Genomic DNA, 20766 nt, shown 5'->3' with positions numbered 1-20766 from the left:
TAAAAACCCCGAGCAGCGGCTCAGCGCTGCTCGGGGCGACAAGGAGCATGATCGCGAAAGGCTACAGATCGCCGCCGGCGATCCAATCAAGGCCCGGATACTCCAGATGGGCGTTGTGCTTCTCAAGCTCGCGCGCAATGGTGATGCGCTGGATGGTGGGAGACCCCTCCTCCAGCCAAAGCGCGCGGCAGTCGCGGTACAGGCGCTCGGTCGGTCCGTAAGGAGAGTCTTCGAAGTAGCCGTCGCCGCCGAATATCTCGAGCATTTCGTCGGACACGAGCTTGACCGCATCGATCGAGAACAGCTTGCACATGGCCGCTTTCTCGGCGATGTAGGGGTTGCGATGGTCCAGGTCGTAATCTTCGGCGAAATCGATCACCATGGTGCGAAGCGCATGGGTCATCGTAGCCATGTTCGCAAGCTTCATCTTGATGGCCTGGCGCGTGTTGATGGTCTTGCCGAACGTCACGCGATCACGGGCGCGCGCAAGCGACATGTCCAGCATGCGCTGGCACATTCCCAGGTTCGAATCGGCAATGTGCACGCGCGAAATGGCAAGCGAGTGCATGGCGACTTCCATGCCCTGGCCCTCTTCGCCCAGCAGGTACTTCGGCTCCAGCTTCACATCGGTGAACTTCAAGCCCGCGTGCCCGGCGCCGCGGCAGCCCATCATGTGAGGCATGGGAACCAGCTCGAATCCGGGAGCGTCCATCGGCACGAAGAAAGCGGACAGGCGCTCGTCGCCGGTCTTCTCGGGATCGGTGACGGCGATGACGTAGGCGAACTGCGACACGTCGGTGTGCGAGATCAGCCACTTCTCGCCATTCAAGATGTAGTTTCCGTCGGCATCCTTGACCGCCGTGGAATGCACGTCGGCGCCGGTACCGCCGGTCTGCTCGGTCAGGGCAAAGCAGGTGAACACGCTTTTGTCGCAGAACTTGTGCATGTACTCGGCTTTGAGCTCAGGGCAACCGTAATCGTCGAGAATGCGCCAGTTGAGGTCGGCCGCGTAATGCAGGTGCATGCGCATGCCGCCGGGGCCGCGAGAGAATTCCTCTTGGACTTGCAGGATCTCCTTCTCGGTAAAGCCCCATCCGCCGTACTCCACCGGAAGAGCGTAGCGATACAGGTTGTTGTCACGCGCGAGGTCGATGAACTCCTGCGGGAACTTGTTCGTGACCTCGACCTCCTTCTGCATTTCTTCAAAAGGCCCCTCGGCGAGCTCGCGGCAGGTCTTGAGGAAGCCCTTGAATTCCTCCTGCGTCAATGTGCCCATACGTCCTCCTTAGCCTCTGCATGCAACGTCTCGGCTGCGATATCCGCGAAACGCGGCGCGTCATAATAGTCCCAGTGTGCCCCAGGTGCAGCAAGGGTGTCCAATAGGAAATGACCCGGGTTTCGTTGCGATCTATAGGAAATTCCGATAGGTTTTTTCAAAATTGAGCAGGACCCGCATTGACTACAGTATTTCCCCAGATCAGGGCATCGTTGAAACGAACGTGGCCCACTGGTTCAGCCGACGCCGACCGCACGCGCAAAACCAGCAAACGCCTACGTTTGACCAGTGACAAAAAAACCGCCTGGAACTTCGAAGCTCCAGGCGGTTCAGGCCGTACTCAGTGCAAGGCGAAACGCTACGCGCTCGCATTCGAAGGCGACACGGCGTTCGAACCCGCCTGGCCCGTCGAAACGTTCGTCGTGGACGAAGACGCCGGCGTGGTTCCATTCGTCTTGCTGGAAGAGGACGCCTCGGCGCCGGCAGTCAGCGGAATGCTGGACAGGTCGAGCGCAGAGCCCAACCACTTCTTTTCGATAACCGAAATCACGCCGTTGCCTTCAAGCGTGGCCAGCGCGTCGGAAATCGCCTGCTTCAAATCGGAGTTCCCATCGAGCACGCCCGCCGCGTACCCGCTCGGCTGCTGCATGAGCGCCACGATCTTCACGTCGTCGCCCGCGTTATGCGCCGCGTACGTGCCGATGATGGCGTCGGCCGCAACGTACTGCACCTGGCCGGACGCAAGAGCGGCGAACGCGCTCTTCAGATCCTCGGTCGTGGTGATGGTTCCCTGATCGAACTCGTTCGTAACCGCCCACGCGCTCTTAGAGGACACCTGAGCCGCGATTTTCGGCTGGGAATCGTTGGTAGGAACCGCTGTGTTGGAAGGAGCAGAGAACAGGGCCACCGCGGTAGGCAGGTACGCATCCGAAGTCCAGAAGGAATTGCCGGTGTCGGACTTATCGACATCCATGACCACGTCGACCTTGCCCTCGGTCAAAGCGCCTTCCGGATCGGTTCCCACGTCTACGACCTCAAGCTTCAGGCCAAGGCTGTCGGCCAAAGCGGCCGCCACGTCCACGGCTATGCCGACGATCTTCGTGGAATTCTGGGGCGTCCCCGCAAGCGGGACGTTACTGGTGTTCACGCCCACGCGCAGCACGCCTTCTTTAGCGATCGTCGGAGACGAGAGCTTCGGCGTTGCCTCGGGCGGCGTATAGGTTTGCTGCGATGTGCAGCCCGTCATACAGGCGACCAGGGCCGCCATGCAAGCGACGACGAAACCGCGCGTCGCAAGCGTTTTCAAACGCTTCATAACCGAAGAGCCTCCATCCACTGCATCTCTCATGATAGCTTCTTCCGACTGACCTAGTCTTTGCCCCCACACTCGCGCACTGGAACCGAGCTTGCGCCATTGTCCTCTCGCCCGCCGCGACGGTATGCCGCGTATAGACGGGCGGTGCGTCTTACCTCTAGGATACGCCATGATCGTCGCGCGCTGCGCACGCGGCTTACGTGGGTCCTTTCGACCGCATCTGCCGTGGACTGAGGTTTTCACCCGCAACTACAGACTCGAAAGAAGCATCCGCTAGTGTATCAGATGATGAATTGAGCCGGAAGCACGCCCGCAGAATCTGCGGGAAACCGTTGCGCACGATTCGACGATACGACGCGGTTGCAGTTTCAAGAAAGGCACGGGGCCTCCCGCGCTCCCCGTGCTGGATCGGCGCAAAGCACCTGCTGGATCTGCGCTAGGTTTTCGCTAGGTTTTCGCTAGGTTTTCGCTGGATCCACGTTGGAAAGAGACTGGAAACGCGTGCAGAAACGTGCAGATTCGCGCTAGAGAGCACATGGTACGATCCAACCATGATGACATGGAACGCAGCAGAGACGCCCCTGTACGGCGCAGACAACGCGCCCGAGGCGCAGCGCCTTGCGAAGCGGACGGCTGGCATGCAGGAGCGGGTCCTGCACGTCGCAGCCGCGTACGGACGCGGCGCGGCCGAGGCTCTTGCGGAAACGCTCTGGCCTACGCGCTGCGCAGTGTGCGACAAACCGGGAGAAGTCCTTTGCGATCGCTGCCGGCTGAACCTTTCCTACATAGACTGGTGGCGCGCCTGCCCTCGATGCGGCGCGCCGTACGGGTTCGCGCAATGCACCGAATGCAACGCGGTGACGTTGAGCGCGCTCGGAAGAGCAGAGCCCGCGCACGACGGCTGCGTCAGCGCCGTCGCCTACGACGACGCCGCCGCGCGCATCGTGCGAACCTGGAAAGACGCCGGGGAGCGGCGTCTCGCGCGCACCATGGCCCTGATTATGGCTCGAACGGTCCCTCCCGCGTGGCTGGCCGAGAATCCCATGGTGGTCGGCGTCCCCGCAACGTCGGCGGCGCGTCGAAGGCGAGGCTTCGACCACGGCGACGACTTGGCGCGCGAAGTGGCAGCGCAGCTGTCCTTGAGCGTCGCTCCCGTGCTAGCGCGCCCCCGCAGCCGGGATCAGAGAACGCTCGCCCGACGCGGACGCCTCGAGAACATGGATGGAAGGCTTCGTCCCTTGCCCGGCGCAAGCGTTCCAACTGCGGCGCTGGTGGTAGACGACGTATGCACCACCGGGGCCACGCTGTTCTCCGCCGCCGATGCCGTGCGCGAAGCGGGCGCCTCGCATGTCCGATGCCTCACCTTCGCGCGCGTCTGGTAAGGGGCCGCGAGCCCGGCGCTTGCTCCTTGGAGCTGGTTGCCGATGCTGCAGGCTACAGGGAGCGCTCGCGCTTCTGCGCCGCCGCAGCGTCGGAGAACTCGGTCACGTCCACCGAGATGCTGTGCTGAATGGGCTTCCACTTGCACTTCTTCACCAGGGCCACCAAAGCAATGGGAATGTAGGTGAGCATGAACAACGGGAAGGTGAACATATAGAGGACCTTCTTGCCCGTGGTCGACCGGATGGAGTCCCACTCCACGAACGTGGTCAGCACGCCGAACATGAACATGAACACCAGATAGTTCATCAGGCAGAAGAAGATCGAGGACAGCGACGAAGCCACCATGATACCCGTGGACATAAGCCCCATCGTGGACAAAACGATGATGATCGCGTTGAACGTCACCGAGACGATGGTCAAAAGCATGCCGGGCGCAATGGTCATGAGCATGTCGTAGCACGCGAAGCGCGACCCCTTGGGGTTGGCGACGATGCCCTTCGCCAAACGCGCGCCGTAATGCCAGAACACCTGATAAAAACCCTTCGCCCAGCGGAAACGCTGGTTCCAGGAATCGCGAAACGTCGTGGGCTGCTCGTCATAGAGAATAGCCGTGGGGCAATAGCTGATGCGCTGCCCCTCCAGAATGCTGTTCGCGGAGAACTCGATGTCCTCGGTCAGCAGGTGCCACTTCCAACCGCCATGGCGCTCGATCACGTCGGCGGCGATGAAGAAGCCCGTGCCCGACACGGCGCAGCTCGTGTTGAGCGTGAGGCGCGCCTGGTTCAGGAACTTCGCTTCGCGCAAAAACCATACGGCGTAGCCGGCGGAAATCCAGTTCGAATCGTAGTTCTTCGAGTTGCGGTAGCTGGTGGACGCCTTCGCGCCGTTGTCGAAGGTCTTGTTCATCTCGCGGAAGTAGTTCACGTCAAGAACGTTGTCCGCATCGAACACGAAGTACGCTTCGTAACCGCGGTCGGCGTATTGCTCGCGAATAACCTGGAAGCCGTAATCGAGCGCGTAGCCCTTCCCCACTTCCTTGTCGTTGGTACGCGGGAACACGATGGCACCGGCCTCGCGCGCTACCTGAGCGGTGTTGTCCGTGCAGTTGTCGGCGATAACGAACACGTCGATGAGCTCGGACGGATAGTTCTGCACCTTGATCGAATGGATGAGGTCGCCGATGACCGCGCTTTCGTTGCGCGCCGAAATGACGGCTGCGAACTTGTGGTTCTTTTTGGCCGTCAGCTCCTTGGGCTTGCGCGTAAGCACGACGAACACGTAGTACAGCTGATACGTGTAGCAGATCGTGAACGTGATGAACACGCAGAAGTTGAACACGTCGACGAACGAGATCTGCGAAAAAAACTGGTCTAGCACCTTAGCTCCTTATTCGGCTCCCCCCAGTGGAAGCGCACGCCAAATGCGGCCCAAAGGGCACACAGCAAACTTTTGAAAGTATAGCGACTGCAAAGCCCTTTGGGGCAGCACTGAGTCCGTTCGTTACCGTTTCTTTCGGTTTCGACTCAATAAATCACCGGTCTTCACACAGGTTCTGCATACGAACTTCACAAACGCACCCGCAGCGTGCGGTTCGTCCGTTTTATGAAACGCGCTTCAAGGGCCCCTTCCCCTGCAGCGTGTGATACGCTTACCCACGCAATCAAACGAACCATCGCACGAGCATCGGGAGGCAAATCCTTGAATCACGACATCAAAGACATCGCACTGGCGGACGACGGGTTGGCACGCATCGAATGGGCCGATCGCGACATGCCCGTGCTGGCATCTATCCGCGAGCGTTTCGAGCGCGAAAAGCCTTTGGAAGGCGTGCGCATCGGCGCGTGCATGCACGTGACCACCGAAACGGCCAACCTCATGCGCGCGCTCGTGGCTTCCGGCGCGCACGTCGCACTGTGCGCCTCCAACCCGCTGTCCACGCAAGACGACACCGCCGCCTCGCTTGTGCGTGACTTCGGCGTGAGCGTGCACGCCGTGGCCGGCGAGGACATGGAAACCTACGAGAAGCACCTCGAGGCGGTCATCGCCACCAACCCGCAGATCATCATGGACGACGGCGCGGACCTCGACACGGCGCTGCACACCACGTTCACCGACAAGCTGCAGCACGTCATAGGCGGCACCGAGGAAACCACCACGGGCGTCGTTCGGCTCATGTCCATGGCGGCTGAAGGCACGCTCGCCTATCCCGTGTTCAACATCAACGACGCCAACACGAAGCACTGCTTCGACAACCACTACGGTACCGGCCAGTCCACCCTCGACGGCATCGTCCGCGCCACGAACCGCCTGCTGTGCGGGCGCACCATCGTGATCTCGGGCTACGGCTACTGCGGCAGCGGCCTTGCCCTGCGCGCCCGCGGCATGGGCATGAACGTCATCGTATGCGAAATCGATCCGCTCAAGGCGCTCGAAGCCCACATGGAAGGCCTCCAGGTCATGAAGGCGGAGGACGCCGCTCGCTTTGCCGACGTATGGGTAACGGTCACGGGCAACTGCAAGGTGGTCGACGGCCCCGCGTTCGAGAACATGAAGGACGGCGCCATCGTATGCAACTCCGGTCACTTCGACTCCGAGATCAACCTGGAATGGCTCGAGCAGCATGCGGTCAAGAAAGAGGAGATCAAACCGCTGGTCGAGGAGTACACGCTGGCGGACGGTCGCACGGTGATCGTGCTGGCGCAGGGACGCCTGGTGAACCTCGCATGCGCAGAAGGACACCCCGCGTCGGTCATGGACATGAGCTTCGCCAACCAGGCGCTGGCTGCCGAGTACCTGTACCTGCACGCCGGCGAGCTTGAGAACAAGGTCTACGACGTGCCCGCGAGCATTGACGACGGCGTTGCCCGCGTCAAGCTGGAAACGCTCGGCATCGAGATCGACACGCTGACCGAAGAGCAGATCAAGTACATGGGTTCCTGGAACTTCGCGACCCTGTAGCCCAATCATGTACCCCTACTCGGACCTGCATACGGACCTGCGCGGCTACGCCGTGGGCGTCGCGCTGTTCGACAGCTATCGCTTGGTGGATACGAAGACGAACCTCGTCCATTCGTACTCCGCGTGCAGCGAAAGCGACGTCCCCGTGTGCAGCGAGGACCTATGCTACCGCGTTTGGGGTCGCAAGAGGCCTTGCGAAAACTGCACGTCCCAAGCTTGCCTGGACAAGCAGGAGCAGGTCATCAAAATGGAGCAGCTCAACGGCCGCGTGCTGCTGATAAGCAGCCTCCCCACGGTAATCGCGGGGAGGCCCTACGCGCTCGAGCTGGTCAAAGACGTAACGAGCAGCCTCATGGTAACCGATGAGATAGCCCATGAGAACATAGAGATCACCAGCATGATCGACCGATTCAATACGCTGGCCGTGCGAGATGCGTTTACCATGCTGTACAACAAGACGTTCATCCACAGCGAATTGGAAACGCTGGCGAGCCAAGCCGAAGACCAGCTGGCCGAAGACGGCCGTCCCGCAGCGCTCGTGGCCATCGACGTCGACCTGTTCAAAGAGATCAACGACAATCACGGGCACAGCACCGGCGACGACGTGCTGCTCCACCTTGCCCAGCAATTCAAGAAGGTCGCCCGTTCGCTCGAGGACGGATGGGCCGGTCGCTTCGGGGGCGACGAGTTCTTCCTCTGCGCCCCCCACGGCCTCGATCGCAAGGATTTGGAGCTTCTGGAAACGACGATCGCCGACGCCGAACGGCATCGCTTCGAAAACGGATCCTTGCCGTTCGGCATCACCGTAAGCTACGGGATCGCGTACTTGCAGGCGGGCGACACGCGCCGATCGTTCATGGAGCGCGCCGACGAGGCCATGTACGCAGCCAAGCGAGAACGCCATCGCAGACAGCAAGGCTGACGGACGAAACATCGAACCCGACCCTCGCCTCGCCCTTCGTCTTATCCGCAAGTCCAAGAATGCAGTATCATAGACTCTCACGAGCGGAATCCATCACCGGGCATTCCGCAAGCAACGCCGAGCAACGCGCCGTCGCGCGTGCTCCGTACGGTTTGGAGATGCGGTTTGAGCGCAACGTTTCAAGACCTCGGCTTGTCCGAGACCACGCTGGCAGCTGTTCGCAAGATGGGGTTTGCCACGCCCACCGAAGTGCAGGAGCAGGCCATACCCCTTGCCCTGGAAGGCCGCGACGTTGTGGCGGCGGCAACCACCGGCACCGGCAAGACTGCAGCGTTCGCGCTGCCCATGATCGAGCGCATCGGTCGCGCCAAGCGCCCCGGACGGCCGCGCGGGCTTGTGGTCAGCCCGACGCGCGAGCTCGCCCAGCAGATTGACGCCGCCTGCGTCGAGCTTGCGAAGGGATCGGGGCGACGCATGGTTACCGTCGTAGGGGGCATTCCGTACAAAAAGCAGCTCGGCAAGCTCGAACGCGGCGTGGACGTTCTTGTGGCTACGCCGGGTAGGCTCCACGACCTTATGGAGCGCGGCGTCGTCAAGCTTGACGACGTGGAAGTACTCGTGCTCGACGAGGCCGATCGCATGCTCGACATGGGTTTTTGGCCGACCATGAAAAAGATCGTCGCCGCAACGCCCGCTCGCCGTCAAACGCTGCTCTTCTCGGCCACGCTCGACCGACGGATCATGGACAACGTCGCGCAAATGCTTCGCGATCCCGCGTTCGTGGAAATCGCCCACAAGGGCGAAACGGCTGAGACCATCGATCAGTTCATCGTCCCCATCGGGCAGATGCAAAAGCCCGCATTGCTCCTTGCCCTGCTCGAAGAGCGCGGCAGCAAGCGCGTCATCGTGTTCACCGGAACGAAAACGCGTGCGGAAATCTGCATGAACCAACTGGTCAGGGCTGGTCATCGCGCGGATTCCATACATTCCGACAAAACGCAGGCGCAGCGCAAGCGCGCGCTCGACGCATTCAGCAAGGGAACGGTCGACGTGCTCGTCGCCACCGACGTCCTGGCGCGCGGCATCGACGTGTCGAGCATCGCCTACGTGGTCAACTACGACCTGCCCGAATCTCCCGAAGACTACGTGCACCGTATCGGGCGCACGGGGCGCGCCGGCAAAACCGGTTGCGCGATCTCGTTCGTAAGCCCCGAAGCGAAGCCTGAGCTTTTGGAGATCGAGAAGCTGCTCGGCAAGAAGATTCCCGCAACCACGCTGGAAAGCTACGATAATTCGGAAGCGGTAACCGCACTTGAGAATCGCTTCGTGCCCAAAACGGCGGCCCGAAGCGCAGCAGCGTTCTCGCGGTCCATGCGCACCCGAGGCCGCGGCTGGAGATAGCGCATCGCCGCGAACGCGCTTACACCGTTTCCGCCAGGCGTTTCGCGTGCCACACGTCCATCGCGGCGTACAGCACGCGGAACAAAGCGGTGGCCGAAGCGGCGACGATCGCGAACAGCACGGCCATCTCGAACGTGAACGGCTCGATCCCGAACAGGCCGGAAAACAACGTGGCACCCAGCGTCGTGCCGCCCACCACAACCGCCAACAGCGCGGCGCGCAACGGAGTGAACGGCACGGACAGCTTCACGATCAGCAGCATGCCCACCCAGGCGGTCAAGAGCACGCACAGGGTGGAAACCTGCGCGTAGCCGATGTGCAAAAGCCCGTACCCCGCAACATTCGCAGCCAGAACCGAAAGCACCGCGCACACGGCGCTCGGCACCGACCGCACGATCACGTTCTCGAGGAAACGCCCTCTGATGCGGTCCTTGTTCGGCTCGAGCGCCAGCACGAACGACGGAATGCCGATAGTGAACGCGCTGATGAGCGTCATCTGGATGGGCTGGAACGGATACTGCCACGGCAATAAGATGAACAGCACCGCAAGCGTCATGGACAGCAGCGTTTTCACCAGGAACAGCGAAGCGGACCGCTGCAGGTTGTTGATGGAGCGTCGCCCCTCTGCCACCACCTTCGGCATGGCGGCAAAATCGTTGTCCACCAGCACCAGCTGCGCCACGTTGCGCGCAGCATCCGACCCGGCAGCCATAGCCACGCTGCAATCCGATTGCTTGAGCGCAAGCGTATCGTTCACGCCGTCCCCGGTCATGGCCACAACATGGCCGCGCTCCTGCAAGGCCAGCACGAACGCCTTTTTCTGTTCGGGTTTCACGCGGCCGAACACGCTGTAGCGCTCGATGGCGGCAGCTATGGAGGCATCGTCGGTTAACGAAGCAGCGTCCACGTACTCGTCCGCACGCGGAACGCCCACCTTGCGTGCGATGCCCGAAACCGTGCGCGGGTCATCGCCGGACAGTACCTTAAGATCGACGCCCTGCTCTTTGAAGTAGCCGATGGTCTGCGCCGCCGTCGCGCGGATTTGATCGTGGATGGCCACGAAGCCGATGGCAACGGGCGAACCGAGGATTGCCCCCTCGTCGTCAAAGCCGTCGACGCGCGCCAGCAAGAGGACGCGCGCATCGCCCGCAAGCGCATTCTGCTGCGCCTCCACCTGGGAAAACGCATCGCCTAAAACGAACTGGCCCGCGCCCATCACGTACGAACGACCGTCGGCGAACGTGGCTCCCGACCATTTCTTGTCGGAGGAAAACGGTATCGCACGCGTCGAGGCGTAGGACTTCACGGCAGATCCCGCGTAATGGTCCAGAATGGCCAACGCCGTATCGTTCGGATCCTCGTCGGCGCGCGCAAGGGAGGCAAACGCCGCATCCACTTCGGCCTCGTCAGCTCCGGGGACGCATTCTACGGCCACGACCTCCATCTTTCCCGTCGTGATAGTGCCCGTCTTGTCCAGGCACAGGGTGTCAACACGGGCAAGCGTTTCGATGCAGTACAGCTGCTGAACCAGCACGCGGCTTTTGGACAGGCGCACGACCGCCACGGCCAAGACCGTGGAGGTGAGCAAGATAAGACCCTCGGGAATCATGCCCACCAGCGCCGACACGGTGGACAGAACAGCGCTGTTGAACTCGGTTCCCGACAGAAGATGCTCGCGCGCGAACAAGAGCGCGCCCAGCGGGAAGATGACGAAGCTCACGAACCTGATAATGCCGTTCAGGCTGTTCATGATCTCGGAGTTCACGGCTTTCCGCCGCTTCGCCTCGGCGCTGATCTTCGCAGCGTAGTTTTCGGCCCCCACATGCACCACGCGCGCCCACGCAACGCCGGCGTTCACGAACGATCCGCTCATAAGCTCGTCGCCCACCGTCTTTTTGACGAGCTTGCTCTCGCCGGTCAGAAGGCTTTCGTTCGCATCGCACGCGCCCGACACCACCACGGCGTCGGCGGGAACCTGATCGCCGCGGCCCAGCTCTATGACGTCGTCGCGCACAAGCTGATCGAGGGGAAGCTCCACCCGAACGCCGTCGCGCAACACCGTGGCTTTCGAACTGGCCACGATGGACAGGGCGTCGGTGGTCTTCTTCGAACGAACCTCCTGCACGATGCCGATCAAGGTGTTGCACACGATAACGCCCATGAACAGCATGTTCTTGTACGACCCGGTGATCAGCACGAACAACGCCAGCACCACGTTGATGAGGTTGAACAGCGTGCAAACGTTTTCCACGACGATCTGCCTGACGGAGCGCGTCTTCACGCCGGCGTCAACGTTGACCGCCCCTTCGGCAACGCGGAGGGCCACGTCCTCTGCGGTCAGTCCAAGCCGCTCCTCGCTCATCCCGCTGTCTCCTAGCCTTTGACGTTCACGCCGAGGCGCCGGGCGATGCCCGCCGCCTGGAACAGGTCCATCGAGCATCCGCGCAGCTCGCTCATGGTGTCCGACAACACGATGTCCGATAGCTGGCACGTCGAGAAGTCGACGCCGTCCAAGCTTGCCCGGAAAAAGCTCGTCCCCGCAAAGCGCGCATCATCGAACGAAACGCGCTTCTGACGCGCTTCGGAAAAATCGGATTGAGAGAAATCCGTCGAAACCGCAAGAAAATCCGCCAGTCGAGCCTTCGCGAACGACGCGTAAGCGAACGTGCAGTCGCGCAGCTCAACCCGCACGAGCACGGATTCCGACAGGTCGGCTCCAGTGAACTTGCACGAAACAAACGTGCAGCGCGTGAAATTGGCCTCCGAAAACGAGCTGTTGGAAAAGTCGCAGTTCGAAAACGCCACGTCCGAAAACGTGGAGCGCGCGAAGTCGCACCCTATGCAGGAGCACCCTTCGACGCGCGATCCCGAAAGATCAAGCAACCCGAAATCTTCCCCGACCGAACCGTCCCCTGTTACACGCACGTGAGAAATCTGCAGATCGCCGTCTGCATCTTCAATCCACGAAGACAAGCTGGCAACGTCGACAAGCTCACCGGGGATACCGGGGTTGGCGGAACGCAGGCGCTGCGCGGTTTCGGGCATACAGTCTCCTTCCGATCACGTTCATTCTACCTGATGCCCGCAGAGGCTCCGCTCATGCAACCCGAAAGCACAAGACGAAAAGGAAGCGGACCGCCGCCGGCTGCCGTCGGGCTGAGCCCGGCGTGGACGGGATACCGCCCCCCGTCCGCCCTGCCCGCTCAAGACGGCACCCCAACCGGCGAACGATCGCGGCAGGCGGCTCTCGACAACGCTTCGAGGCTCATGCGAAGCAGCGGGAACGGGCGACCCGCATCGTCTACGGCAGAGCGCTCGGCCACCGTGAAACCCTCGTGCCGGTAGAAGCCGACGGCCTGGGGATTCTGTTCGTTCACGTCGAGCCGCGTCGCTCCGTGCAGCTCGACCGCGCGCGCAAGAAGCGCCTTTCCCACACCGCGCCCGCGCGCCGGGGGCGCCACGAACAGCATCTCCAGCTTGCCGCCCTGCACGCCCGAGAAGCCGCACGGCTCACCGCCCAAGCAGGCGACTTCAAGAACCTCCACTCCCGCAAGCCCTGAACGCACTTCGGGGCGAAGGGCTGCAACGTCTTCCTCCGTCAGGAAGTCGTGCGTCGCACGAACCGAAGCCTCCCATATCGACGCAAGCGCGGAAATCACGTCGTCCGATCGCTCTTCCGGCACTGCTATGCTCAGTCGCTCATCCATAGAAACCCTTTCTCGCACCGCGCATTCTACCCGAATCTGCAAAAAGCGTGCGACGGGCCGCCGCGAACACCTCAAGCTCCCCAGACGTCCCAGGCATCCGTCCCGCACGCGCGTCCATCTTCCTCGCGCGCAGAAGACGCCTCTTCCGGCACGATCTCCTCCACGAACCAGCGAGGCCCCTCGAAAAACAGGCAGGTGGTTCGTGAGCCGATGCGCACGATGAAACGCGTGCCCATGCCGCCCACTTTGAGGGAGGCGGCTTGACGCACGTCCAGCACGCGATCGATCGCGAACACGCGCCCGTCGTCCCACGCGATGGTCAAAGGAACCAGCTTGCCGTCCTCAAAATGACGGGCGACCACTTCCACGTAGCGTTTTCGCCTGCCGCGCCCATCGCGCGGCGGCGCCTTCCGCATTGTCGTCTGCATCATGACGTTCTCTAACGATGCAGTACGCCGACGGGATGCACGGTGTTCTCGTCTTTGATGTCGGTGCCGGCAAGCGTCTCGTCGGCCAACTCCGCCCCGCGCACAACGCACGTGTTGCCGTAGCGACGCCGCAAGTCGTCAATCGCGAAATCAAGATCCTCCAGATGCGCACGCCCGTCGTCGACGAACGAGAGCTGCACGGGCTCGCGCATCGACGAGAGGTCGGAGGCGCGCACATGCAGCGCGCGCACCGGATGCCCTTCATCGAGCGCTTCGTTGGCTCGCAGCAGTCCCCAGGCCGCCTGCGCGATCTCGAGCGTGGCCGCCGTGGGACGGCGCAGCTTCGCCTGCCGCCCGTAACCGGACAGATCAAGGCCGCTGCGAACGCCGATGCTCACCGTTCTCGCGCGCACGCCGTCTTCGCGCAAACGTTGCGCCACCGACTCCGACAGCAGCCAGATGAGAGCCTTCGCATCCCGCTCGCATACGATATCGTGCGGCGCGGTCAGCCCGTTGCCGTAGCTCTTGACCGTGCGATCGACGTCGCGCCGGTCCGGATCGTACGGCTTGACGGGAGTATCGTCTTCACCGCGCGCATACGTGCGCAGCATGAACCCGATCTTGCCGAACCGCCGCTGCAAATAAGCATCGGACGCGTGGGCCAAGTCCCCTATGGTGAGGATGCCCGAACCGTGCAGCTTGCGCTCGGTTGCCGGCCCCACGTACAAAAGCGAGCGAACGGGCGCCGTCCACACCACGTCACGGTAGTTCGCGCGGTCGATAACGGTGATCGCATCGGGCTTTCTGTAGTCGCTGCCGAATTTCGCGAACACTTTGTTCCAGCTCACCCCAATCGACACCGTCACGCCCAGCTCCTCTTTCATACGGCTGCCGATCTCCTGGGCGACCTCGTATGCATCCCATCCGCGCCGTCGCATCGAACCGGTGATATCGAGCCAGCTTTCATCTAAGCCGAACGGTTCGACCAAGTCGGTGTACTGATTGTACACGGCGCGCGCCATTTCCGAATACGCTCGATACAGCTTGTAGCGCGGAGGAAGCACGACGAGGTCCGGGCATTTCTTGCGCGCCTGCCACAACGTCTCGGCCGTCCTGATGCCGTACGCCTTCGCCTCTTCGCTCTTCGTGAGCACGATGCCGTGCCGCAATTCCTCCTTGCCCGCAACCACCACGGGCCTGCCGCGCAGCTCGGGTCGCTGCGCCTGCTCCACGCTGGCGTAGAAGGAATTCATGTCGCTGTGCAGAATAATGCGCTCCAATGGTTCTCGACGCTCCCTTGACTCTTTTGCACCTCTCGTCGTATTATACGAACTAATGTTCGCATGATAGGCTTCAAAAGTCAATCGAACAAAGCGTGAAAATCTCTCGGAAGGCATCCGGTTCCGAGCCCGCGCCCGTTCGACGGAAATCGAAACCAGCATGTCGGCATCGTCGTTGATCGCCAGCCGCGCAAAGCCTAGGAGCCGCCGCCCCGCCCGCTTCGCGCACCGAAAGAAAGGGAGCTTATGAAACGTCTTTTCCTGTCCTCCTCGTTCGAGGACGTTGCGCACATCTTCGACGACTTCGCGGCCGAAGACCTGCAAGGCAAGCGCGTCGCGTTCATCCCCACGGCAGCGCTGCACGAAAGCATCGATTTCTACGTAGAGGCAGGAAGGGCGGCCCTGGCGAAGCGCGGCCTCGTCATCGGCGAGCTGGAGCTTTCAACGGCTACCGCTTCGGAAGCGGCGGCTGCGCTCGAAAACAGCGATTGCATCTACGTTTCGGGAGGAAACGCGTTTTTCCTGCTTCAGGAGATGCGGCGAACCGGAGCCGACAAGATGATAGCCGCACAGATAGAGTCAGGCAAGCTCTATATCGGAGAATCGGCAGGGTCGATGATCCTATCGCCGAATATCGAGTACGCCCAAGCTATGGACAACCGCGAAGAAGCGCCCGATCTACCCGACTTCGAAGCGCTGAACGTCATCGACTTCTATCCCTTGCCCCATTACGCAAGCGCGCCGTTCGAGACGGCGACCGAAAGCATCGTCGCTTCGTACGGAACAAGCCTTGCGCTCATGCCCATCGGCAACGCTCAAGCCGTCACCGTGCACGGCGACGTGGCCACTATGAGAGAATAGACCCCGCCGAACACCGTTTCAGCGCACGGCCACCGAAGGAGGACGGAGCCCCATCGACGCCATCGACAACGCGCGCGTACGATCGTACCGACTGCGCGCCCATCACCTGGATCGGAAAGTTTCCATCGATCAGCTGCTGCAAGCTGCCGGAGCCTGCGGACTGCAGAACACGCCGCCCGGAGCGTGGGAAACCGCGCTGTTCAACCGCGTAGAAGGGTGCACCCTGACCCACCTGCGCAAGCAGCTGTACGAGCGGAAAACCCTGGTACAGGCATGGAGCTTTCGCGGGGCGCCCGTCGTGTTCCCCGCAGGCGAACGCGACGCGTTCCTAACAGCGCTCGTCGCCGAGCCCGACGAGGAGCCTTGGATCTACACGCGCGGCGCGTCGGGCGCGCTCGATCATGTGGGCATGTCGTTCGGCGATCTGCTGCCTCTGGTGGAAAAGGCCGCGAAACTGCTCGACGACCGAACGATCGAAGGCAAAGACTCCCTCGACCGCGCAATTGCGGACGCGATCGAGGCCGACCTGCCGCAAGGCGCGCTCGGTCCATGGCGCGATCCGTCCATGTACGGCAATCCCGACAAGCAGACCGTCGGTCAGGCCGCCGTTTCGTTTCTGCTGCGCCCATGCTCGTTCAAATCGCTCGTCGTCTTCGGCAGGCGCGAGGGGTCCATCCCTTCGTTCTCATCGTACCGAGCATGGACGGGGCGGCGGGATGCGCCCGCGCCTTCCCCCGCTGCAGGGAAGCAGCTTGCTCGGAAGTTCCTCCATTGCTACGGACCGACCACGCTCGACTCCTTCGCCGCGTGGCTCGGCAGTTCCAAGGCTCAAGCCAAACGGCTCTGGTCGTCCATCGAAGACGAGCTTTGCGCCGTATCCGTTGACGGAAAGAAGCGTTTCGTCCACGCTCTCGATATCGACAACCTGCGACAAGCCGAACGGCCCGCCGCACGCCTGTTGTTGCTAGGGGCGCATGATCCCTACCTTGACCTGCGAGATCGCGAAATCATCCTGCCCGATCCCCAGCGACGAAGGCTCGCATGGAAAACCGTGGGCAATCCAGGCGTCGTGCTCGACGAGGGCCGCATCATCGGGGTATGGAACGCAAGGACGGCGAAGAGCTCCCTTGACGTCTCGATACGCCTATGGGAACCCCTCGAGCCCGCAAGGCAGGATCAGCCCGAACGGCTTGCCGAAGAGTATGCCGCGTTTCGCCAACTCGCCCTAAAAACCTGCACCGTGGAAAGCGAATGAAGACCATGCCGAACATCACCGTCAGCCACGCCACCGAAGGAACGCTTGCCGACGTCTGCCTGGACATTCCGAAGCGCGCCCTCACGGTGTTCACCGGACTTTCCGGTTCGGGAAAGTCAACGCTTCTCGTAGACGTGCTGTTCAACGAATGCCACCGCCAGTATTTGGAAGCGATGGGAATGGAAGGTATTCGAAAGCCGCGCGTCGAACGCATAACGGGGGCCTCCCCTGCCGTTCTGGTAACGCAGTCCGACGTCAACAGAAATCCCCGTTCCACCGTAGGCACCGCAACCGATATCTACACCGATCTGCGCATGGTGTTCGAAAAGCTGCACGTGCGCGCATGCCCATGCTGCGGTGAAGAGATCTGCGCAGCCGATTGCCAGGAAGAAACCGAACGAGACGGCGACGAGTTCTTGGTGTTCATGCGCTGCAGCCTATGCGGGCACCGCATGCGCAAGATCACGCGCACCGAGTTCTCGTTCAACACGAAAGAAGGCGCCTGCCCCGTATGCGAAGGAATCGGCAAGACGCTCGCCATCGACTGGAGCCGAGCCCTGCACGAGGATCGGTCGGTGGAAGACGGAGCGGTCGACGCCTGGAACCATCGATACCAAGCCTACCAAGCCGATGCGCTGCAGCGCGCATTTCGCCACTACGGTCTGCCCGACGCAAAGAGCCTGCCCGTCGCCCAGTTCGACAGCCTGCAGCGAGAAATCCTGCTGCAAGGCACGGAAAGCCCCGCGCTCGCGCAGGCGCTTCCAAACGTCGAGCCGCCGAAAACCGTTGCCGCAGGCCGGTTCGAAGGCGTAGAACCCCTGCTCATGCGCCGTCTTGCCGAACGAGAGGGCGCCGCGCGCGACGATCTTGCGCAAGCGTACTTCGCCTCCGCGGAATGCCCCGCATGCAATGGAGAGCGGCTGGGAACAGCCGGCCGGCAGGCGCATATCGACGGCATGTGCCTGCCGGAATTGGCGAGCGCGACGCTCGACGAGCTGCAATCTTGGGTCGCAGACCTGGCAGACGCGCTTTCTTGCGAGCATCGACCGCTCGTCGAGGACTACCTGCGCGACATCGAAACGAAACTGAACCGTCTTCGATCGCTTGGCTTGGATTACCTTTCGCTCGACCGCCAAACCGTTACGCTTTCGGGCGGCGAACTGCAACGCATGCGCCTGGCCGCCGTGCTCGATTCGGAGTTGACCGACGTCGTGTACATCATGGACGAGCCGACGGCGGGCCTGCATCCGCGAGACACCGCAGGCATGACGGCAACGTTGAAACAGCTCCGCGACAAGGGCAACACGGTGCTCGTCATCGAGCACGACCCCGACGTAATGCGCGAAGCGGATTTCATCGTGGACATGGGACCGGGCGCGGGACGCCGCGGCGGGCGCGTCGTAGCACAGGGAACCGTTGAGGAGATAGAGCGCTCCGGCGCTTCCGTCACGGGTTCCTGGCTGAAAGCCCCTCGACCGGGAAAAACCGCGTTTCGCCCCTTCGCAAGCACGGCGCTGGAAGTGCGCAACGCCCGCGTGCACAACCTGCAGGGCATTGACGTGCGAATACCCGAGCAATGCCTGGTCACCGTATGCGGGCCATCGGGGTCGGGAAAGTCGACGCTCGTGTTCGACCTGATAGCTCAAGGAGACCGTCCCGGCACGCAAAACGCCGTTGCGGGCTTGGATCGTTTCGACCGGATAATCCAAGTCGACCAAACGCCCCTTGCCCGCATGAAGCGCTCAAATGTGGCCACGTACGCAGGCGTCTACGAAGGCATCCGCAAAGCCTTCTCCGCCACCGCGCAGGCGAAGGCCGCCGGGCTGACAGCGCGCAGCTTCTCGTTCAACTCCCCGGGCGGGCGATGCGAGCGCTGCGAAGGGCTCGGGCGCGTAAGCAGCAACATGCTGTTCTTCCTGGACGTCGAAACAACCTGCCCCGCATGCCACGGTAGGCGATTCTCCGAAGAAGTGCTCGACGTGCGCTATAACGGGCTTTCCATCGACGAGGCGTTGGCCCTCCCCGTCGACGAGGCGTCAAGCGCCTTCGAAGCGCTTCCGAAATCGGCGCGCGCGCTTCGCTTGCTCGAAGACGTGGGCTTGGGCTACGTGCAGCTGGGACAAACCCTCGCAACGCTTTCCGGAGGCGAAGCCCAGCGCTTGAAGCTTGCAAAGGAGCTGATAACGGGTTCGTCGAAGTCGAGTCTGTATCTGCTCGACGAGCCTACGCGAGGTCTGCATCCCCAGGATGTGGAGCACTTCTTGAACCTTGTGGACAGATTGGTGGACGCAGGCGGAACCGCGATCATCGTGGAGCATAACGCGCACGTGATAGAGCGCAGCGACTGGGTCATCGAGCTGGGGCCGGAAGGAGGCCGCAAAGGCGGGTGCATCGTGTTCGAAGGAACTCCCGCCAAGCTGAAGTCAGCCGAAACGGAAACAGCGCGATACCTGCGCCGAAGCTAACGCACGCATTCCGATCCGCGCCGAATCATGCGCGCCATCGTCACGCAGGCGACGATGGCGGCAGCCACCACCAGCAACGGTTCGGCCAAAAGCGAGGCGAAGCCGCACAAAGACCCAACGATCGCAAGGCCCCCTTCGCCCCACGGTCGCATGCTGCTCGAGCGCAGGCGCACGGCTTCCAAGCCGAAGCTGAGCACGACGGCGGCGTTCAGCGCAACCGCCAGGACCAACGCCGGCGCAACAGGCGCGCCCGCAGGCAACGTAAACGGAACGGTCGCGCACGAGACTGCCGTCACTAAGCAAAACGCCGGCAAGGAGTCGCCCACGAGCAACGCGAGCGTTCCGTAGGGCAGCTGATCGCGCACGAGCCGCACGCGCATATCGTCGCGAAACGCACGCGTGACCTCGCGCGCCGTCGATGCCAGGCCCACCAGCATCGCCAACCAGAATACCGGCCCCGCAACGCCGTACCCGCCGAGCAGCGCGCTCACGCCGAAAGGCGTTATCCCTGCCCCCAGCATCAAAAGCGCCGGCAGGCCCTCGTACTGGCGCACCAGGGAAAGCGCCGCGCGCGCCACGAGCGCAGCAGGACCCGCAGCCTGCGGCAACTGCAAAAACGGACCACGCCGAGCCAACTTGCAGCGACGGCGGTAATCCCCCACCGTCGTAGAATCAAGCAGCGAGAAAAACCCGAACGAGCACGTATCGGCGTACAGGGCGTTCTCCTCCACCATGCGCACCCTATCGACCCGCTTCGCCAGCAGCAACAACGCCAAGAACCCCGCGACAAGCAGCCCTATGGCAGCAGCAACCGCCTGCACGACGGCGTTCGATTGCGCAAGCACAACGGGAACCCAGGCAATCGCAAGCGCTCCATACGCCACAACCGCGACCAGCGACGCAAGGGCGAGCATCGCGACAGCCTTCCAACGGCGAATCGTGCGCGGCAAGGCGAGGCGCGCCGTTCCCACGACCCTGCCTGCCGCAAGCGGAACCGCCGTCCACAGCGAAGCGATCAGGGCCGTCGTCAAAGGGTCGACGAACCACCCTAAAGCCGCTCGCATCCCAACGGCAAGCAGATAGCCCGCAGGCGCCGCCACAGCCCCTCCCGCGATCATCGTTGTTGCAGCGGATACGCCGACGAGCGCCGTCGACCCGACGGGGCTTGCGGCAACGTAGGCGATATCGGGATGGGAAAGCTTGACCCACGATGCGCGCAACCCCCGAAACGAGCTCACCGCGAACACGACCGCCGGCACCGCGAACGCAAACAGAAGAACTCCGAGGGCCAGGTCAGGACCCAATGCGACGAATGCCTCCCGCACCGTATCGAGCAGCCAGAGCCACATCATCGCCAAGCATATCCCTATGAACCCTATGATGTACGCTTGGTAGCTCCGCTCTCCCCACCCGCGATCGTCGACAAGGTCGGAGCCCGTAGCGTGCAGCGCCCGCACCAGGAACGTGCGAGCGTGCCGCACGCGCAGCCGTAGAAGCAATCGCACATCGCCCATG

General features: G+C 62.3%; 16 protein-coding genes. 7 read left to right on the top strand and 9 right to left on the bottom strand.

Features of this window, described 5'->3' with window-relative positions:
• Positions 1 to 61: 61 nt before the first annotated feature.
• Positions 62 to 1276, bottom strand: coding sequence for an acyl-CoA dehydrogenase family protein (locus ACTQZK_RS00165; protein WP_216529867.1), 1215 nt, complete (start codon positions 1274 to 1276; stop codon positions 62 to 64).
• Positions 1277 to 1634: 358 nt separating this feature from the next.
• A complete protein-coding gene (locus ACTQZK_RS00160) occupies positions 1635 to 2624 on the bottom strand; it encodes a substrate-binding periplasmic protein (RefSeq protein WP_225749365.1) in 990 nt (329 codons plus the stop codon).
• A gap of 518 nt (positions 2625 to 3142) precedes the next feature.
• On the opposite strand from ACTQZK_RS00160, the gene ACTQZK_RS00155 reads away from it, so the two are divergent.
• Entirely contained in the window at positions 3143 to 3973 is an 831-nt protein-coding gene (locus ACTQZK_RS00155) for a ComF family protein (RefSeq protein WP_441897889.1), read from the top strand.
• Positions 3974 to 4025: 52 nt separating this feature from the next.
• Here the strand turns inward: ACTQZK_RS00155 and ACTQZK_RS00150 are convergent, their stop codons facing one another.
• Positions 4026 to 5351: a glycosyltransferase family 2 protein gene (locus ACTQZK_RS00150; RefSeq protein ID WP_114567460.1), complete on the bottom strand. Its 1326-nt coding sequence runs from the start codon at positions 5349 to 5351 to the stop codon at positions 4026 to 4028.
• A 321-nt stretch (positions 5352 to 5672) separates the two neighbouring features.
• Between ACTQZK_RS00150 and ahcY the strand changes: the two genes are divergently transcribed.
• The 3 genes from ahcY to ACTQZK_RS00135 all read left to right on the top strand — a co-directional run bounded on the left by ahcY (position 5673) and on the right by ACTQZK_RS00135 (position 9255).
• Positions 5673 to 6932 carry an adenosylhomocysteinase gene (gene ahcY, locus ACTQZK_RS00145; protein ID WP_418831946.1) on the top strand — a complete coding sequence of 420 codons (1260 nt, stop codon included), beginning with the start codon at positions 5673 to 5675 and terminating at the stop codon, positions 6930 to 6932.
• 7 nt (positions 6933 to 6939) lie between these two features.
• A complete protein-coding gene (locus tag ACTQZK_RS00140) occupies positions 6940 to 7854 on the top strand; it encodes a GGDEF domain-containing protein (RefSeq protein WP_441897887.1) in 915 nt (304 codons plus the stop codon).
• Between the two features lie 165 nt (positions 7855 to 8019).
• Positions 8020 to 9255, top strand: coding sequence for a DEAD/DEAH box helicase (locus ACTQZK_RS00135; protein WP_441897885.1), 1236 nt, complete (start codon positions 8020 to 8022; stop codon positions 9253 to 9255).
• 19 nt (positions 9256 to 9274) lie between these two features.
• On the opposite strand, the gene ACTQZK_RS00130 is transcribed toward ACTQZK_RS00135, so the two are convergent.
• The 5 genes from ACTQZK_RS00130 to ACTQZK_RS00110 all read right to left on the bottom strand — a co-directional run bounded on the left by ACTQZK_RS00130 (position 9275) and on the right by ACTQZK_RS00110 (position 14670).
• Positions 9275 to 11617 carry an HAD-IC family P-type ATPase gene (locus tag ACTQZK_RS00130; RefSeq protein ID WP_441897883.1) on the bottom strand — a complete coding sequence of 781 codons (2343 nt, stop codon included), beginning with the start codon at positions 11615 to 11617 and terminating at the stop codon, positions 9275 to 9277.
• An 11-nt stretch (positions 11618 to 11628) separates the two neighbouring features.
• The gene (locus ACTQZK_RS00125) at positions 11629 to 12300 is read right to left on the bottom strand and encodes a pentapeptide repeat-containing protein (protein ID WP_441897881.1); all 672 of its coding nucleotides are present in this window, start codon (positions 12298 to 12300) and stop codon (positions 11629 to 11631) included.
• 158 nt (positions 12301 to 12458) lie between these two features.
• Positions 12459 to 12962: a GNAT family N-acetyltransferase gene (locus tag ACTQZK_RS00120; RefSeq protein ID WP_441897879.1), complete on the bottom strand. Its 504-nt coding sequence runs from the start codon at positions 12960 to 12962 to the stop codon at positions 12459 to 12461.
• A gap of 71 nt (positions 12963 to 13033) precedes the next feature.
• Positions 13034 to 13393 (bottom strand): hypothetical protein, encoded by a 360-nt coding sequence (locus ACTQZK_RS00115; RefSeq protein WP_441897877.1) that lies wholly within the window; start codon positions 13391 to 13393, stop codon positions 13034 to 13036.
• Between the two features lie 8 nt (positions 13394 to 13401).
• Positions 13402 to 14670, bottom strand: a complete 1269-nt coding sequence (locus ACTQZK_RS00110) for a Y-family DNA polymerase (protein ID WP_225749372.1) — start codon at positions 14668 to 14670, stop codon at positions 13402 to 13404.
• A 246-nt stretch (positions 14671 to 14916) separates the two neighbouring features.
• Here ACTQZK_RS00110 and ACTQZK_RS00105 point away from each other — a divergent pair, with 246 nt between their 5' ends.
• Genes ACTQZK_RS00105 through ACTQZK_RS00095 form a run of 3 tightly spaced genes read left to right on the top strand, consistent with a single transcriptional unit; the run spans position 14917 to position 19251 of the window.
• Complete coding sequence (locus tag ACTQZK_RS00105) at positions 14917 to 15531, top strand: Type 1 glutamine amidotransferase-like domain-containing protein (RefSeq protein ID WP_441897875.1); 615 nt, start codon at positions 14917 to 14919, stop codon at positions 15529 to 15531.
• 52 nt (positions 15532 to 15583) lie between these two features.
• On the top strand, positions 15584 to 16786 hold the full coding sequence (locus ACTQZK_RS00100; protein ID WP_441898215.1) for a winged helix DNA-binding domain-containing protein: 1203 nt from the start codon (positions 15584 to 15586) through the stop codon (positions 16784 to 16786).
• Positions 16783 to 19251, top strand: a complete 2469-nt coding sequence (locus ACTQZK_RS00095; protein ID WP_441897873.1) for an ATP-binding cassette domain-containing protein — start codon at positions 16783 to 16785, stop codon at positions 19249 to 19251. The genes ACTQZK_RS00100 and ACTQZK_RS00095 overlap by 4 nt, the downstream gene beginning before the upstream one ends.
• On the opposite strand, the gene ACTQZK_RS00090 is transcribed toward ACTQZK_RS00095, so the two are convergent.
• Entirely contained in the window at positions 19248 to 20765 is a 1518-nt protein-coding gene (locus ACTQZK_RS00090; protein WP_441897871.1) for a hypothetical protein, read from the bottom strand. The two genes, ACTQZK_RS00095 and ACTQZK_RS00090, sit on opposite strands and share 4 nt — an antisense overlap.
• Between the last annotated feature and the right edge of the window lies 1 nt (position 20766).

Origin of the sequence: Paraeggerthella sp. LCP19S3_G8 (assembly GCF_052119225.1) — a bacterium.
Lineage (GTDB): Bacteria > Actinomycetota > Coriobacteriia > Coriobacteriales > Eggerthellaceae > Paraeggerthella > Paraeggerthella hominis.
Note: the sequence above shows the minus strand (reverse complement) of the source record. Positions and strands in the feature narration are given on the sequence as shown.

Coding starts and splice junctions, on each gene's coding strand:
- ACTQZK_RS00165 (WP_216529867.1), bottom strand. CDS start 1,276: ATGGGCACATTGACGCAGGAGGAATTCAAGGGCTTCCTCAAGACCTGC.
- ACTQZK_RS00090 (WP_441897871.1), bottom strand. CDS start 20,765: ATGGGCGATGTGCGATTGCTTCTACGGCTGCGCGTGCGGCACGCTCGC.
- ACTQZK_RS00155 (WP_441897889.1), top strand. CDS start 3,143: ATGATGACATGGAACGCAGCAGAGACGCCCCTGTACGGCGCAGACAAC.
- ACTQZK_RS00095 (WP_441897873.1), top strand. CDS start 16,783: ATGAAGACCATGCCGAACATCACCGTCAGCCACGCCACCGAAGGAACG.
- ACTQZK_RS00105 (WP_441897875.1), top strand. CDS start 14,917: ATGAAACGTCTTTTCCTGTCCTCCTCGTTCGAGGACGTTGCGCACATC.
- ACTQZK_RS00130 (WP_441897883.1), bottom strand. CDS start 11,617: ATGAGCGAGGAGCGGCTTGGACTGACCGCAGAGGACGTGGCCCTCCGC.
- ACTQZK_RS00160 (WP_225749365.1), bottom strand. CDS start 2,624: ATGAGAGATGCAGTGGATGGAGGCTCTTCGGTTATGAAGCGTTTGAAA.
- ACTQZK_RS00125 (WP_441897881.1), bottom strand. CDS start 12,300: ATGCCCGAAACCGCGCAGCGCCTGCGTTCCGCCAACCCCGGTATCCCC.
- ACTQZK_RS00120 (WP_441897879.1), bottom strand. CDS start 12,962: ATGGATGAGCGACTGAGCATAGCAGTGCCGGAAGAGCGATCGGACGAC.
- ACTQZK_RS00140 (WP_441897887.1), top strand. CDS start 6,940: ATGTACCCCTACTCGGACCTGCATACGGACCTGCGCGGCTACGCCGTG.
- ACTQZK_RS00115 (WP_441897877.1), bottom strand. CDS start 13,393: ATGATGCAGACGACAATGCGGAAGGCGCCGCCGCGCGATGGGCGCGGC.